The following is a 15,366-nucleotide window of genomic DNA, read 5'->3' as shown; positions in this document are numbered from 1 at the left end:
CCTATGACCACACAGACCACCAGCCCCCAGACGCCCGCCAAGGAGCCGGCCGGCTCCACCGCCGGACTCATCGGCATCCCCCCGAACATCGGACGCGCCCTCGCCACCGGCGGCGGCATCCTCACCATCATCTCCACCTTCCTCGCCTGGACCTGGACCGCCGCATTCCCCGGCGACCTCACCGTCTACGGCTACCCCGGCGGCCTGCAGGTCCTCGTCCTCATCGGCGGCGCCCTCACCACGCTCTTCGGCCTCTCCTCCTACGGCGTCAAGGGCCTGCGCTGGCTCACCCCCGCAGGCGCCGACAGCGCCATCAAGCTCGCCGCGCTCGCCGCGTTCGCCACCGCCTGGTACACGATCATCGCGATCAGCACCAAACTCGGCGGGCTGGCCAACCTCGAACCCGGCGGCTGGATCGTGGCCGTCGCCACCCTCGCCGCCCTGGTCGGCTCGCTCTCCCTGCCGTTCCAGCGACCGGCACCCGACCCGTACGACCCCGACGACACCGCCTGGGAGCAGTTCCGCCACCAGCGGCGGTACGACGTCACCGTCGTCAAGGCAGCCTTCGCCTCCGGCACCACCAAGGCCCCGGCCCACAAGCTGCCCGCGTACGCCGAAATCCTCGTCATCGTCGCCGCACTGGCCCTCGGCCTGACCGTCTTCACCTACGGCATCGGCACCGAGTACGACGAGCAGTTCATCGGCTTCCTCATCACCGCGGGCCTCGGCTTCGCCGCCGCGGCCAAGGCCGGACTCGTCAACAGGCTGTCCGCACTCACCTCGAAGCACCGCAACGTCACCATGATCGGCGCGTTCGTCGCCGCCGCCGCATTCCCCTTCACCCAGTCCGACGACCAGTACGCGACCATCGGCGTCTACATCCTGATCTTCGCCACCGTCGCCCTCGGCCTCAACATCGTCGTCGGCCTCGCCGGACTCCTCGACCTCGGATACGTCGCCTTCCTCGGCGTCGGCGCCTACACCGCGGCCATGGTCTCCGGCTCCCCCTCCTCACCGTTCGACATCCACCTGCCGTTCTGGGCCTCCGCCCTCCTCGGCGCGGCGGTCGCCATGGTCTTCGGCGTCCTCATCGGCGCCCCGACCCTCCGGCTGCGCGGCGACTACCTCGCCATCGTGACCCTCGGCTTCGGTGAGATCTTCCGCATCACCGTCCTCAACATGGACGGCACCAGCGGACCCGACATCACCAACGGCTCCAACGGCATCTCCTCGATCCCGAACCTCAACATCCTCGGGTTCGACTTCGGCCAAGAGCACAGCATCGCCGGATTCACCATCGCGCGCTTCGCCAACTACTTCCTGCTGATGCTCCTCATCACGCTGGTCGTCGTGGTCGTCTTCCGCCGCAGCGGCGACTCCCGCATCGGCCGCGCCTGGGTCGCCATCCGCGAGGACGAGACCGCCGCGCTCGCCATGGGCATCAACGGCTTCCGCGTCAAGCTCATCGCCTTCGCCCTCGGCGCAGCCCTCGCCGGCCTCGCCGGCTCCGTCCAGGCACACGTCACCTACACCGTGACACCCGAGCAGTACCAGTTCGCCCACGTCGTCCCGCCCAACTCGGCCTTCCTGCTCGCAGCGGTCGTCCTCGGCGGCATGGGCACCATCAGCGGACCGCTCGTCGGCGCCGCACTGCTCTACCTGATCCCCGCCAAGCTCCAGTTCCTCGGCGACTACCAGCTCCTCGCCTTCGGCCTCGCGCTCGTCCTGCTGATGCGCTTCCGTCCGGAAGGCCTCATCCCGAACCGGCGCCGCCAGCTCGAATTCCACGAGGAAGCGGAAGCTCCCACAGTCCTCAGCAAGGCAGGGGCCTGACCACGATGACTACCGACACCACCACCAAGGGCGCCGCCCCCGGCGCCACCGCCCCCGGCGAAACGGTGCTCGACGCACGCGGCGTCACCATGCGCTTCGGCGGCCTCACCGCCGTACGCAACGTCGACCTCCAGGTCAACAGCGGAGAAATCGTCGGCCTCATCGGCCCCAACGGCGCCGGCAAGACGACCTTCTTCAACTGCCTCACCGGCCTCTACATCCCCACCGAGGGAGAGGTCCGCTACAAGGGCACCGTCCTGCCGTCCCAGTCCTTCAAGGTCACCGCCGCCGGCGTCGCCCGCACCTTCCAGAACATCCGTCTCTTCGCCAACATGACGGTCCTGGAAAACGTCCTCGTCGGCCGCCACACCCGCACCAAAGAAGGACTCTGGTCCGCACTCGTACGCGGCCCCGGCTTCAAGAAGGCCGAAAAAACCTCCGAAGACCGCGCCATGGAACTCCTCGAGTTCATCGGCCTCGCCGCCAAGCGCGACCACCTCGCCAGGAACCTCCCCTACGGCGAACAGCGCAAGCTCGAAATCGCCCGCGCCCTCGCCAGCGAACCCGGCCTGCTCCTCCTCGACGAGCCCACCGCCGGCATGAACCCGCAGGAGACCCGGGCCACCGAGGAACTCGTCTTCGCCATCCGGGACATGGGCATCGCCGTCCTCGTCATCGAGCACGACATGCGGTTCATCTTCAACCTCTGCGACCGCGTCGCCGTCCTCGTCCAGGGCGAAAAACTCGTCGAAGGCGACAGCGCCACCGTCCAGGGCGACGAACGCGTCATCGCCGCCTACCTCGGCGAACCCTTCGAAGACGCACCCGGCCAGGAGGAGGTCGCCGAGGTCGAAGCCGCCGAGGCACAGGCCGAAGCCTCCACGGACGCCGCGCCCCGCAAGGAGAACGACCGATGACCGCACTGCTCGAAGTCGAGGACCTCCGAGTCGCCTACGGCAAGATCGAAGCCGTCAAGGGCATCTCCTTCAAGGTCGACGCCGGCCAGGTCGTCACCCTCATCGGCACCAACGGCGCCGGAAAAACCACCACCCTGCGCACCCTCTCCGGCCTCCTCAAGCCCGTCGGCGGCCAGATCAAGTTCCAGGGCAAGTCACTGAAGAAGACCCCCGCCCACCAGATCGTCTCCCTCGGGCTCGCCCACTCCCCCGAGGGGCGGCACATCTTCCCCCGCATGACGATCGAGGACAACCTCCGCCTCGGAGCCTTCCTGCGCAGCGACAAGGCAGGCATCGACAAGGACATCCAACGGGCGTACGACCTCTTCCCGATCCTCGGCGAACGCCGCAAGCAGGCCGCGGGCACGCTCTCCGGCGGCGAGCAGCAGATGCTCGCCATGGGCCGCGCGCTCATGTCCCAGCCCAAGCTGCTCATGCTCGACGAACCCTCCATGGGCCTCTCGCCGATCATGATGCAGAAGATCATGGCCACGATCTCCGAACTCAAGTCCCAGGGCACCACCATCCTGCTCGTCGAGCAGAACGCCCAGGCAGCACTCTCGCTCGCCGACCAGGGACACGTCATGGAGGTCGGCAGCATCGTCCTCTCCGGATCCGGCCAGGACCTCCTGCACGACGAGTCGGTCCGCAAGGCGTACCTCGGCGAGGACTGAGCCGACGTTCGCGGTACGGCCCCTCGCGGCTACTCGCATACGGCTGAGGCCCGCACCCGTTGACACGGGTGCGGGCCTCAGCCGTACGTACGCTCGTTGCCGGTCGCTCAGCCCTTCGCGGCCTTCTTCTCGTCGGCGTCCTGAATAACCGCCTCGGCGACCTGCTGCATCGACATACGACGGTCCATGGACGTCTTCTGAATCCAACGGAACGCGGCCGGCTCCGACAGGCCGTACTCCGTCTGCAGCACCGACTTCGCACGGTCGACGAGCTTCCTCGTCTCCAGACGCGTCGTGAGATCCTCGATCTCCTTCTCCAGCGCCTTCAACTCCGTGAAGCGCGAGACAGCCATCTCGATCGCCGGAACGACATCGCTCTTGCTGAACGGCTTCACCAGATACGCCATCGCACCGGCGTCACGCGCCCGCTCGACGAGGTCGCGCTGCGAGAACGCGGTGAGCATCAGCACCGGGGCGATGGACTCCTCGGCGATCTTCTCCGCGGCGGAGATGCCGTCGAGCTTCGGCATCTTCACATCGAGGATGACGAGGTCGGGGCGGTGCTCCCGGGCGAGCTCGACGGCCTGCTCACCGTCACCGGCCTCGCCTACGACCGTGTACCCCTCTTCTTCGAGCATCTCCTTGAGGTCGAGACGGATCAACGCCTCGTCCTCGGCGATGACGACACGGGTCGTCAGCGGAGGCACGTGCGACTTGTCGTCGTCGGGCGCGTCTACGGGCTGGGGCGACTCGGGGGCGGTCACGGGGGCTCCTCGTTCAGGGCGGGGTACTGCTGACAAGAGCGTACCTAGCTGCGGTATGGTGGGAACGCAGCGGGTCGGAGTGAACCTTCGATTTGCGGGCCCCGGTAGCCCAATTTGGCAGCAGGCAATGGATTCAAAACCCATACAGTGTCGGTTCGAGTCCGACTCGGGGCACTTTTCCTTCGAATTGAAGGTCGCCAGAAGAAAGCGGATGCTCACGTTCTCGTGAACATCCGCTTTTCGCTGCGCATGGTCACGATCAGTAGCACAGAGTGGCCGCATGTACGACATGGGCACACGCAAGCGAGCTCTGGCACTTGTCGCTCAGGGACGCAGCCTGAACTCAGTGAGCCAGGAGACCGGTGCCTCCCGGTCAGCGATCCGCTCCTGGCAATCACGCATCGAACCGTTACCGCGCATGAAGCGCACGCCATGCTCGAGATGCGGTCCAACGACTGAGTCACCTTCCAACACGGCGGCCTACAGCTATCTCTTGGGGCTCTACCTCGGCGACGGCTGCATCAGTCCCGGCATACGAGCGGGCTCCTTTCTCCGCATCGCATGCGCCAACGCTTGGCCCGGCCTCATCGAGGCTTGCGCTACCGCCGTCGAAGCCATCAACCCCAGCAAGAAGTCGAACCGGGTCCACGCAGTCGGATACGTCTCGGTCGTCGGGTACAGCCAGCACTGGCCCTGCCTGTTCCCCCAGCACGGCCCCGGCAAGAAGCATGAGCGCCCGATCGTCCTCGAACCCTGGCAGCAGGAAATCGTCGATGCGCACCCATGGGAATTCATCCGGGGACTCATCCATTCCGACGGCTGCCGTATCACCAACTGGACGACCCGCCTAGTCGGCGGTGAACGCAAGCGATACGAGTACCCCCGGTACTTCTTCACCAACAAGTCGCCTGACATCATCCAGCTCTTCACGGACACCCTCGACGCGGTCGGCGTCAGCTGGAAGCGAGCGAACTCTTGCAACATCTCCATCGCCCGCCGCGCCTCCGTAGCCCTAATGGACACCCACGTAGGCCCCAAGTACTGACCCCACACCCCTACTTAGGGCTGTCGTCCTCGCCGATGTGGTGGACGCGGACCAGGTTCGTGGAGCCGGAGACTCCGGGCGGGGAGCCGGCCGTGATGACGACGATGTCGCCCTTCTCGCAGTGGCCGTACTTCAGGAGCAGTTCGTCGACCTGGTCGACCATCGCGTCGGTCGAGTCGACGTGGGGGCCGAGGAAGGTCTCGACGCCCCAGGTCAGGTTGAGCTGGGAGCGGGTCGCCTCGTCCGGGGTGAAGGCCAGCAGCGGGATCGGGGAGCGGTAGCGGGACAGGCGGCGGACCGTGTCGCCGGACTGGGTGAAGGCGACCAGGTACTTCGCGCCGAGGAAGTCGCCCATCTCGGCGGCGGCCCGGGCGACCGCGCCGCCCTGGGTGCGGGGCTTGTTCCGGTCCGTCAGGGGCGGGAGGCCCTTCGCCAGGATGTCTTCCTCGGCCGCCTCGACGATGCGGGACATCGTGCGGACCGTCTCGATGGGGTACTTGCCGACGCTCGTCTCGCCGGACAGCATCACGGCGTCTGTGCCGTCGATGACGGCGTTGGCGACGTCGCTCGCCTCGGCCCTCGTCGGGCGGGAGTTGTCGATCATCGAGTCGAGCATCTGGGTGGCGACGATGACCGGCTTGGCGTTGCGCTTGGCGAGTTTGACCGCGCGCTTCTGGACGATCGGGACCTGTTCGAGGGGCATTTCGACGCCGAGGTCGCCTCGGGCGACCATGATGCCGTCGAAGGCGGCGACGATGTCGTCGATGTTCTCGACGGCCTGAGGCTTCTCGACCTTGGCGATCACGGGGAGGCGTCGGCCCTCTTCGTCCATGATGCGGTGGACGTCCACGATGTCGCGTCCGCTGCGGACGAAGGAGAGGGCAATGACGTCGCATCCGGTGCGCAGGGCCCAGCGGAGGTCGTCCTCGTCCTTTTTGGAGAGGGCGGGGACGGAGACGGCGACGCCGGGGAGGTTGAGGCCCTTGTTGTCGGAGACCATGCCGCCTTCGATGACGGTGGTGTGGACGCGGGGGCCGTCGACGGCGGTGACTTCGAGGCAGACCTTGCCGTCGTCGACGAGGATGCGCTCGCCGGTGGTGACGTCGGCGGCGAGGCCGGAGTAGGTGGTCCCGCAGGTCTGGCGGTCACCCTCTGTGCCCTCTTCCACCGTGATGGTGAAGGTGTCTCCGCGTTCAAGGAGTACGGGTCCTTCGGTGAAGCGGCCGAGTCGGATCTTCGGGCCTTGAAGGTCGGCGAGGATTCCGACGCTGCGGCCGGTCTCGTCGGAGGCCTTTCGCACGCGCTGGTAGCGCTCCTCGTGGTCGGCATGGCTGCCGTGGCTGAGGTTGAGGCGGGCTACGTCCATTCCGGCTTCGACCAGTGCCTTGATCTGGTCGTACGAGTCGGTGGCGGGGCCCAATGTACAGACGATTTTTGCTCGGCGCATGGTTCGAGCCTAGGCCTTACCAGCGGGTAGGGAATTGGTCGGGCATGACTACTCAACAACCTTTGCGTGAAGGGCTGTTGACAAGTGTTGAATTGTGCATGGGGCCGCTCCGATGAGCATTTCGGAGGGCTTTCAGAGCACCGGCGGTGACATTGTGAAGCGGGCGTTGACCTGTGCGTAGACGTGCTGTCGTTCGGGTTCGAGGTCGAGGGCCGGGGCGCTTTCGGGGGCGGCCGCGTCGAATGCCATGGTGCGCATGCTTCGGGCGGATCCCGTTTCCATGCCGTAGGGGTGGGCGTTCTCGGCGCCGATGTCGGCGAGTTCCACGAGGGCGGCGAGTGTGGTGCCGAGGGCTTCGGCGTATTCGCGGGCTCGTTGGACGGCTTCGCGTACTGCCTGTTGCCTGGCCTGGCGGTGGGCGGGCGAGTCGGGGCGCAGGGCCCACCAGGGGCCGTCGACGCGGGTGAGGTCGAGGTCGGCGAGGCGGGTGGTGAGTTCGCCGAGTGCGGTGAAGTCGGTGAGTTCGGCGGTGATGTGGACGCGGCCGTGGTAGGCGCGGATGCGTTCGCCGCGGCCGTGTTTGGTGAGTTCGGGGGTGATGGAGAAGGCGCCGGTCTCCAGCTTTTCGACGGCGTCGCCATAAGTCTTCACGAGGTCGAGGGCGGTGGTGTTGCGGCGGGTCAGGTCGGTGAGGGCGTCGCGGCGGTCGGTGCCGCGGGCGCTGACGGTGATGCCGATGCGGGCGATCTCGGGGTCGACTTCGAGGTGGGCTTCGCCGCGGACGGCGATTCGGGGTGCGTCGGGTGTGCCGTAGGGGACGGCGGAGCGGGTTTCCTCGGAGGCTTCGGAGGGTGAGGTCATACGTCCCACTCTGTCACCGGCGGCCCGTTTCCGGACCGTGCCGGTCATCAGATCGAAACCTGCGGGGGCTGTTGTCGTACGTCATGACCGGGTCAGAATCTACGCGCGTATCTGCGTGTGTTGTCGACCGTTTCCCGAGGAGTGGCCCGCCATGCCGTTGAACCGTCGGAAGTTCCTGAAGAAGTCCGCCGTGACCGGCGCGGGGGTCGCCCTGGCCGGTGCGGCCGTGGCTCCGAGCGCTCAGGCGGCGGAGGCCGCGGTGGCGAAGGGCGGCAGGAAGCCGAAGCGGTATTCGCTGACGGTGATGGGCACGACCGATCTGCACGGTCACATCTTCAACTGGGACTACTTCAAGGACGCGGAGTACAAGGATGCGGCGGGCAACGCGCAGGGTCTGGCGCGGATCTCGACGCTGGTGAACGCGGTCCGCAAGGAGAAGGGCCGGTGCAACACGCTGTTGCTGGACGCCGGTGACACCATTCAGGGCACGCCTCTGACGTACTACTACGCGAAGGTTGACCCGATCACCGCCAAGGGTGGTCCGGTGCATCCGATGGCGCAGGCGATGAACGCGATCGGTTATGACGCGGTGGCGCTCGGCAATCATGAGTTCAACTACGGAATCGAGACGCTGCGGAAGTTCGAGTCGCAGTGCCGTTTTCCGCTGCTGGGTGCGAACGCGCTGGACGCGAAGACGCTGAAGCCGGCCTTCCCTCCGTACTTCATGAAGACGTTCCATGTGAAGGGAGCCCCGCCGGTGAAGGTGGCCGTGCTGGGTCTGACGAACCCCGGTATCGCGATCTGGGACAAGGCGTATGTGCAGGGCAAGTTGACGTTCCCGGGTCTGGAGGAGCAGGCGGCGAAGTGGGTGCCGAAGCTGCGGTCGATGGGTGCGGACGTGGTGGTCGTGTCGGCGCACTCCGGTTCGTCGGGCACGTCCTCGTACGGTGATCAGTTGCCGTATGTCGAGAACTCGGCGGGGTTGGTGGCGCAGCAGGTGCCGGGGATCGACGCGATCCTGGTCGGGCACGCGCATGTGGAGATTCCGGAGCTGAAGGTCACCAACACGAAGACGGGGAAGACGGTCGTCCTGTCGGAGCCGTTGGCGTATGCGGAGCGGTTGTCGCTGTTCGACTTCGAGCTGGTCTTCGAGAAGGGGCGTTGGACGGTCGAGTCGGTGGCGGCGTCGGTCCGCAACTCGAACTCGGTGGCGGACGATCCGAAGATCACGAAGCTGTTGAAGGACGAGCACGACGTGGTCGTGGCGTACGTGAACCAGGTGGTCGGGACGGCGACGGAGACGTTGACGACGGTGGAGGCGCGTTACAAGGACGCTCCGATCATCGATCTGATCACGAAGGTCCAGGAGGACGTGGTCAAGGCGGCGTTGGTGGGGACGGAGTACGCGTCGTTGCCGGTGCTGTCGCAGGCGTCGCCGTTCTCGCGTACGTCGGAGATCCCGGCCGGTGATGTGACGATCCGGGATCTGTCGAGTCTGTATGTGTACGACAACACGCTGGTCGCGAAGTTGATGACGGGTGCGCAGGTGCGGGCGTACCTGGAGTACTCGGCGCAGTATTTCGTGCAGACGGCGGCCGGTGCCGCGGTCGACGTGGAGAAGCTGACGAACGCGGGCAACCGGCCGGACTACAACTACGACTACGTGTCGGGTCTGGCGTACGACATCGACATCGCTCAGGCGGCGGGTTCGCGGATCAGGAACCTGTCCTACAACGGTGTGGCGTTGGACGACGCGCAGCAGTTCGTGTTCGCGGTGAACAACTACCGGGCCAATGGCGGTGGGGCGTTCCCGCATGTGGCGTCGGCGAGGGAGCTGTGGGCGGAGTCGACGGAGATCCGTACGCGGATCGCGGAGTGGGTGACGGCGAAGGGTTCGCTGGACCCGAAGGAGTTCGCGTCGGTGGACTGGAAGCTGACGCGTGAGGGGACGCCGGTCTTCTAGTCGGCTGCTGTTCTGGTCGGCTGGTTCTGGTCGGCTGCTGTTCGGCTGGTCGGTTTCTATTCGGCGAGCGGTGTGAGCATCCGTGGCTGCTGCCTGGCGGGTGGGATCTGGGGCTGCTGGGTGAGTCCGAAGGTCGTGAAGGCCGTTCGGCTCGGCAGCGGGTAGGGGTCTTTGCCCGTCAGGGAGTTGAGGATGCTCGCGCTGCGCCAGGCGGTGAGGCCGAGGTCGGGGGCACCGACGCCGTGGGTGTGCCGTTCGCCGTTCTGGACGTGGACGGCTCCGGTGACGGAGGGGTCGAGGACGAGGCGGTGCCGGTCGTCGATGCGGGGGCGTTCGGAGGCGTCGCGGCGCATGTAGGGGTCGAGTCCGGCGAGGATTCGGCCGAGGGGGCGTTCGCGGTAGCCGGTGGCGAGGATGACGGCGTCGGTGGTGATGCGGGAGCGGCTGGCCTGTTGGGCGTGTTCCAGGTGGAGTTCGACCTTGGTGGTGGCGATGCGGCCCGCGGTGCGGACGTGGACGCCGGGGGTGAGGACGGTGTCGGGCCAGCCGCCGTCCAGGGTGCGGCGGTAGAGCTCGTCGTGGATGGCGGCGATGGTGTCGGCGTCGATGCCCTTGTGGAGTTGCCATTGGGCGGGGACGAGCCGGTCGCGTACGGGTTCGGGCAGGGCGTGGAAGTAGCGCGTGTAGTCGGGCGTGAAGTGTTCGAGCCCGAGTTTTGAGTACTCCATGGGTGCGAAGGCCTCGGTGCGGGCGAGCCAGTGGATTTTCTCGCGTCCTGCGGGGCGGTTTCTGAGGAGGTCGAGGAAGACTTCGGCGCCTGACTGTCCTGAGCCGATGACGGTGATGTGTTCGGCGGTGAGGAACCGGTCGCGGTGTTCGAGGTAGTCCGCGGCGTGGATGACGGGCACGCCGGGGGCTTCGACGAGGGGGCGGAGCGGTTCGGGGATGTAGGGGGCGGTGCCGATACCGAGGGCGATGTTCTTGGTGTAGGTGCGGCCGAGTGCCTCGGCTTCGCCGTCGCTGTCGAGTTGGGTGAAGTCAACTTCGAACACGTCGCGTTCGGGGTTCCAGCGGACGGCGTCGACCTGGTGGCCGAAGTGGAGTCCGGGGATGCTGTCGCTGACCCAGCGGCAGTAGGCGGCGTATTCGGCGCGGTGGATGTGGAGTCGTTCGGCGAAGTAGAAGGGGAAGAGGCGGTCGCGGGCCTTGAGGTAGTTGAGGAAGGTCCAGGGGCTCGCGGGGTCGGCGAGGGTCACCAGGTCGGCGAGGAACGGGACTTGGAGGGTGGTGCCTTCGATGAGGAGGCCGGGGTGCCAGTCGAAGGCGGGCCGCTGTTCGTAGAAGGCGGTGTCGAGTTCGGCCAGGGGGTGGGCGAGGGCGGCGAGGGAGAGGTTGTTGGGGCCGATGCCGATGCCGACGAGGTCGCGGGGGGCTTCGGGTTCGTGGTGTACGGGGTGCTTGGGGGGTGTGGGTGACGTGGGGGGCGTCATCGTGGCGTGTGTCCTTCCACCAGTTTCAGGAGCGCGGCCAGGTCGTCGGCTCCGGTGTGCGGGTTGAGCAGGGTGGCTTTGAGCCAGAGGCGGTCGTCGAGGCGGGCGCGGCCGAGGACGGCCCGGCCTTCGGTGAGGAGGGTGCGGCGTACGGCGGCCACGGTGTCGTCGGTGGTGTCGGCGGGCCGGAACAGGACGGTGCTGATGGTGGGCCGGTCGTGGAGTTCGAAGCGGGGGTGCCGGTGGATGAGTTCGGCGAACTCGGCGGCTTGTTCGCAGACCCGGTCGACGAGGGCTCCGAGTCCGGTGCGGCCGAGGGTTTTGAGGGTGACGGCGATCTTGAGGATGTCGGGTCGTCGGGTGGTGCGCAGGGAGCGGCCGAGGAGGTCGGGCAGGCCCGCTTCGGTGTCGTCGTCGGCGTTGAGGTAGTCGGCGTGGTGGCCGAGTGGGGCGAGGTCGTGCCGGTCGCGTACGGCGAGGAGTCCCGCCGCGACGGGCTGCCAGCCGAGTTTGTGCAGGTCGAGGGTGACGGTGTGGGCGCGGGCGAGGCCGTCGAGCTTGGGGCGGTGGCGGTCGCTGAAGAGGAGGCCTCCGCCGTAGGCGGCGTCGATGTGGAGGCGGGCGCCGTGGGTTTCGCAGAGGGCGGCGATGTCGGGGAGGGGGTCGATGAGGCCGGCGTCGGTGGTGCCTGCGGTTGCGGCGACCAGGAGGGGGCCCGGGAGTGCGGTGAGGGCTTCGCCGAGGGCGGCGGGGTCCATGGTGCCTGCGGGGGCCGGCACCGTGACGGGTTCCGGGAGGCCGAGGAGCCAGGTGGCGCGGCGGAGTGAGTGGTGGGCGTTCTCGGCGCGGACGAGCTGGGTGTGGCCGTGGTGTTCGCGGGCGAGGAGGAGGGCGAGTTGGTTGGACTCGGTGCCGCCTGTGGTGACGAGGGCTTCGCTGTCTGTCCGGGTTCGGTCTGCCTCCGCGTGGACCTCTGGGTAGACCTCGGCGGCGAGGGCCTTGGTGACGAGGGCTTCCAGTTCGGAGGCGGCCGGGGCCTGGTCCCAGGAGTCGAGGGAGGGGTTGAGGACGGAGGCGGCGAGGTCCGCGGCGGTGGCGACGGCGAGGGGCGGGCAGTGGAGGTGGGCCGTGCACAGGGGGTCCGCGGGGTCTGCCGCGCCTGCCGCGACGGCTTGGACGAGGGTGCGGAGGGCGTCTTCGTCGCCGTGGTCCGGGAAGGGGGCGCCGAGGGCCTCTCGGAGGCGGGCGGCGACCTCGGTGGGGCCGCCGGACGGGAGGGGGCCGTCGCGGGTGGCTGCGCCGGCTGTCAGTGCGTCGAGCACGGTGGTGAGCAGCGGTCGCAGGGTGGTCGGGCCTTGGGGGCCTGATGCGAGCGGGCTCATGGTCGTCCTCCGGGGCGCGGGCGGGGACTTCCAGCGTGTCTGTGTTTGGGGCGGCGTGCGCGGAGAGTGCGGTGATCAGCACTCGAAAGGGGTATTGGCGCTGCGCGCCGGGGTTCTTGGCGCTCCGCGCCGGGGGTTGGGGGCGTGCGGGTTTGTGGTGACGTGCGGGTCGGTCGGGGCTGGTCGCGCAGTTCCCCGCGCCCCTAAAAGATGGCGGTTCGCGGCGCCCGTGCAAGAGAGCGAGCCCCGCGCCTCTGAAGAGCAAAGGCAGGCTGTCGCCCGCACCCCCCGCGAGAAGGCGACCCCCGAACCCCGTAAGGAAGCCGCCCCGCGCCCCTAGAAACCGAAGGCAGGCGGTTGCCCGCGCCCCTGGAGCCAAAGGGGCGCGGGCGCGGGGTCGGCCAATCAGCCCTAGTCCTCTATGCCTCTCGTACTCGCAATGCCCTTGCCAGGTCGTCCAGTTGGTCTGTGAGTTTGCGGCGGAGGGCGGGGATTGGGGTGGACTCTGTCAGGCACTGTTCGCCTGCTTGGAGGGTTTCCGGGGTGATGGCGTAGGCCGGGAAGGCCCAGCGGCCCGCTGCTTCGGCGATGGCGGGGCCGCGGCGGGCGGCCACGGCTGTCGCGTCGTTCCAGTAGAGGTCGACGTACTGGCGTACGAGGTCGGTCTGTTCGGGTTGCCAGAAGCCCTGGGCGGTGGCGGTGAAGAGGTAGTTGGAGAGGTCGTCGGTGGTGAACATCGAGTCCCAGGCGGCGCGTTTGGCGACGGGGTCGGGGAGGGCGGCGCGGCAGCGGGCGGCGCCTTCCTGGCCGGTGGCGCTGGGGTCCTGGACGAGTTCGGTGTCGATGACGGCGTCGTCGATGGCGCCGAGGACGGCGAGGCGGCCGAGGATGCGCCAGCGCAGTTCGGGGTCGAGTTCGGGGCCGCCGGGGACGGTGCCTTCGGAGAGCCAGGCGCTGATGGTGTCGGGCTGGGCGGCGACGTCGATGAGGTGGCGTACGGCGATGAGGCGCAGGCCGGGGTGGTCGCCGTCCTCGGTGCGGCGGATGAGGTCGCGGCAGAGCGAGGTGAGGGTGGCGAGGGCGGCGGGCCGTTCGTGGCCGGGCAGGTAGCGGTCGGCGACCTGGGCGGCGGCGAAGCTGAGGACGCCCTGGACGACGGCGAGGTCGCTCTCCTCGGGGAGGTGGGCGCGGGCGGTCTCCAGGTAGGCGGCGGGGGCGAGGTCGCCGTCGCGGACCATGTCGCGCAGGGTGTTCCACAGGACGGCGCGGGTGAGGGCGTCGGGGACGTCGGAGATGCCGCGCAGGGCGGTCTCGGAGGACACCTCGTCGAGGCGGACCTTGGCGTAGGTGAGGTCGAGGTCGTTGGGGACGACGAGGGCGGGGCGGGGGCCGGGGCGGGGTTCGGGGGCCGGCTGTTGCGGGATGTCCGTCTCGTAGCGTTCGCGCAGGAGGAGTGCGCGGCTGTCGTTGAGGTCGCGGTCGTAGACGCCGACGGTGACGCGGTGGGGGCGGCTGCCCGCGTGGTCGAGGGTGAGGGTCCACTCCCCCGGCTGAGCGGTGACGGACGCGGTGAGGGTGTCGACGCCGGTAGTGCGCAGCCAGGAGTCGGCCCAGGCGTGGACGTCGCGTTCGGTGGCGGCGGCGAGGGATTCGATGAAGTCGGCGAGGGTGGCGTTGGAGAACCTGTGGCGGGCGAAGTGGGTGTTGATGCCGGCGAGGAAGTCCTTCTCGCCGAGCCAGGCGACGAGTTGGCGTAGTGCCGAGGCGCCCTTGGCGTAGGAGATGCCGTCGAAGTTGAGCATCGCGGAGGCGGTGTCGGGGACGGCTTCGGGGTCGGGGGCGACGGGGTGGGTGGAGGGCCGCTGGTCGGCGTCGTAGCCCCAGGCCTTGCGGACGATGCCGAAGTCGGTCCAGGTGTCGGTGAAGCGGGTCGCTTCGGTGAGGGTCTGGTAGCCCATGTACTCGGCGAAGGACTCGTTCAGCCAGATGTCGTCCCACCAGCGCAGGGTGACGAGGTCGCCGAACCACATGTGGGCCATCTCGTGGGCGATGACCATGGCGCGGGTCTGGCGTTCGGTGTCGGTGACGGCGGAACGGTAGACGAACTCGTCGCGGAAGGTGACGAGTCCGGGGTTCTCCATGGCGCCGGCGTTGAACTCGGGGACGAATGCCTGGTCGTAGGAGTCGAAGGGGTAGGGCTCCTCGAACTTCTCGTGGTAGCGGTCGAAGCAGGCGCGGGTGATGTCGAGGATCTCGTCGGCGTCGGTGTCGAGGTGGGGGGCCAGCGAGCGGCGGCAGTGGATGCCGAAGGGCAGGCCACGGTGTTCGGTGCGTACGGAGTGCCAGGGGCCGGCGGCGACGGCGACGAGGTAGGTGGAGATCAGCGGGGTGGGGGCGGCCCGCCAGCGGCCGTCCTCCTGCAGTTCGGTGATGCCGTTGGCGAGTACGGTCCAGCCTTCGGGGGCCGTCACGGTCAGTTCGAAGACGGCCTTGAGGTCGGGCTGGTCGAAGGCCGCGAAGACGCGCTGTACGTCTTCCATGAACAGCTGTGTGTAGACGTATGTCTCGCCGTCGGTGGGGTCGGTGAAGCGGTGCATGCCCTCGCCGGTGCGGGAGTAGCGCATGGTGGCGTCGATGCGCAGTTCGTGCTCGCCGGCCGTGAGGTCCTTGAGCGGCAGCCGGTTCTCGTCCAGGGAGAGGGTGTCCAGGTCGAGAAGGTGGCCGTCGAGGGCGACGGAGCGCAGTTCGGCGGGCTTGAGCTCGACGAAGGTGTCCCCGTCCGCGCGGGTGGTGAAGCGGATGACGGTACGGGAGTCGAAGATCTCGTCGCCGCGCGTCAGGTCGAGTTCGATCTGGTAGCGGTGGACGTCGAGGAGCTTGGCACGGGTCTGCGCTTCGTCGCGCGTCAGTACGGACATGGGTGCCATGCTGCCTGATGGGCGTGGCCCGGC

The 15,366-nt window shown here is 68.1% G+C and carries 11 protein-coding genes and 1 tRNA gene; 6 read left to right on the top strand and 6 right to left on the bottom strand.

What is annotated here, in order from left to right; translation table 11 throughout:
- Positions 1–3: 3 nt before the first annotated feature.
- The 3 genes from QF035_RS38260 to QF035_RS38250 are packed head-to-tail and all read left to right on the top strand — an operon-like array spanning position 4 to position 3,463.
- A complete protein-coding gene (locus QF035_RS38260) occupies positions 4–1,833 on the top strand; it encodes a branched-chain amino acid ABC transporter permease (RefSeq protein WP_307525597.1) in 1,830 nt (609 codons plus the stop codon).
- A gap of 5 nt (positions 1,834–1,838) precedes the next feature.
- On the top strand, positions 1,839–2,750 hold the full coding sequence (locus QF035_RS38255; RefSeq protein ID WP_307525595.1) for an ABC transporter ATP-binding protein: 912 nt from the start codon (positions 1,839–1,841) through the stop codon (positions 2,748–2,750).
- Entirely contained in the window at positions 2,747–3,463 is a 717-nt protein-coding gene (locus tag QF035_RS38250; protein WP_055615814.1) for an ABC transporter ATP-binding protein, read from the top strand. The genes QF035_RS38255 and QF035_RS38250 overlap by 4 nt, the downstream gene beginning before the upstream one ends.
- A gap of 107 nt (positions 3,464–3,570) precedes the next feature.
- On the opposite strand, the gene QF035_RS38245 is transcribed toward QF035_RS38250, so the two are convergent.
- Entirely contained in the window at positions 3,571–4,227 is a 657-nt protein-coding gene (locus tag QF035_RS38245; RefSeq protein WP_055615813.1) for an ANTAR domain-containing response regulator, read from the bottom strand.
- A gap of 98 nt (positions 4,228–4,325) precedes the next feature.
- Here QF035_RS38245 and QF035_RS38240 point away from each other — a divergent pair.
- A tRNA-Leu gene (locus QF035_RS38240) sits at positions 4,326–4,401 on the top strand.
- A gap of 106 nt (positions 4,402–4,507) precedes the next feature.
- On the top strand, positions 4,508–5,272 hold the full coding sequence (locus QF035_RS38235; protein ID WP_307525592.1) for a helix-turn-helix domain-containing protein: 765 nt from the start codon (positions 4,508–4,510) through the stop codon (positions 5,270–5,272).
- Positions 5,273–5,282: 10 nt separating this feature from the next.
- On the opposite strand, the gene pyk is transcribed toward QF035_RS38235, so the two are convergent.
- Both pyk and QF035_RS38225 read right to left on the bottom strand, forming a co-directional pair.
- Complete coding sequence (gene pyk / locus QF035_RS38230) at positions 5,283–6,719, bottom strand: pyruvate kinase (protein ID WP_307525591.1); 1,437 nt, start codon at positions 6,717–6,719, stop codon at positions 5,283–5,285.
- A gap of 132 nt (positions 6,720–6,851) precedes the next feature.
- The gene (locus QF035_RS38225) at positions 6,852–7,580 is read right to left on the bottom strand and encodes an SIMPL domain-containing protein (protein WP_307525589.1); all 729 of its coding nucleotides are present in this window, start codon (positions 7,578–7,580) and stop codon (positions 6,852–6,854) included.
- Positions 7,581–7,731: 151 nt separating this feature from the next.
- On the opposite strand from QF035_RS38225, the gene QF035_RS38220 reads away from it, so the two are divergent.
- The gene (locus tag QF035_RS38220) at positions 7,732–9,543 is read left to right on the top strand and encodes a bifunctional metallophosphatase/5'-nucleotidase (RefSeq protein ID WP_307525587.1); all 1,812 of its coding nucleotides are present in this window, start codon (positions 7,732–7,734) and stop codon (positions 9,541–9,543) included.
- Between the two features lie 56 nt (positions 9,544–9,599).
- Here the strand turns inward: QF035_RS38220 and QF035_RS38215 are convergent, their stop codons facing one another.
- The 3 genes from QF035_RS38215 to pepN form a co-directional block, all read right to left on the bottom strand.
- The gene (locus QF035_RS38215; RefSeq protein ID WP_307525585.1) at positions 9,600–11,033 is read right to left on the bottom strand and encodes a lysine N(6)-hydroxylase/L-ornithine N(5)-oxygenase family protein; all 1,434 of its coding nucleotides are present in this window, start codon (positions 11,031–11,033) and stop codon (positions 9,600–9,602) included.
- Entirely contained in the window at positions 11,030–12,415 is a 1,386-nt protein-coding gene (locus QF035_RS38210) for a pyridoxal phosphate-dependent decarboxylase family protein (protein WP_307525583.1), read from the bottom strand. The genes QF035_RS38215 and QF035_RS38210 overlap by 4 nt, the downstream gene beginning before the upstream one ends.
- A 419-nt stretch (positions 12,416–12,834) precedes the next feature.
- Entirely contained in the window at positions 12,835–15,342 is a 2,508-nt protein-coding gene (gene pepN, locus QF035_RS38205) for an aminopeptidase N (RefSeq protein ID WP_307525581.1), read from the bottom strand.
- Positions 15,343–15,366: the final 24 nt, after the last annotated feature.

The organism is Streptomyces umbrinus, from assembly GCF_030817415.1.
In the GTDB taxonomy this organism is placed as follows: domain Bacteria; phylum Actinomycetota; class Actinomycetes; order Streptomycetales; family Streptomycetaceae; genus Streptomyces; species Streptomyces umbrinus_A.
The sequence above is the reverse complement of the archived record's forward strand: the minus strand, read 5'-3'. Positions and strand labels throughout refer to the sequence as shown.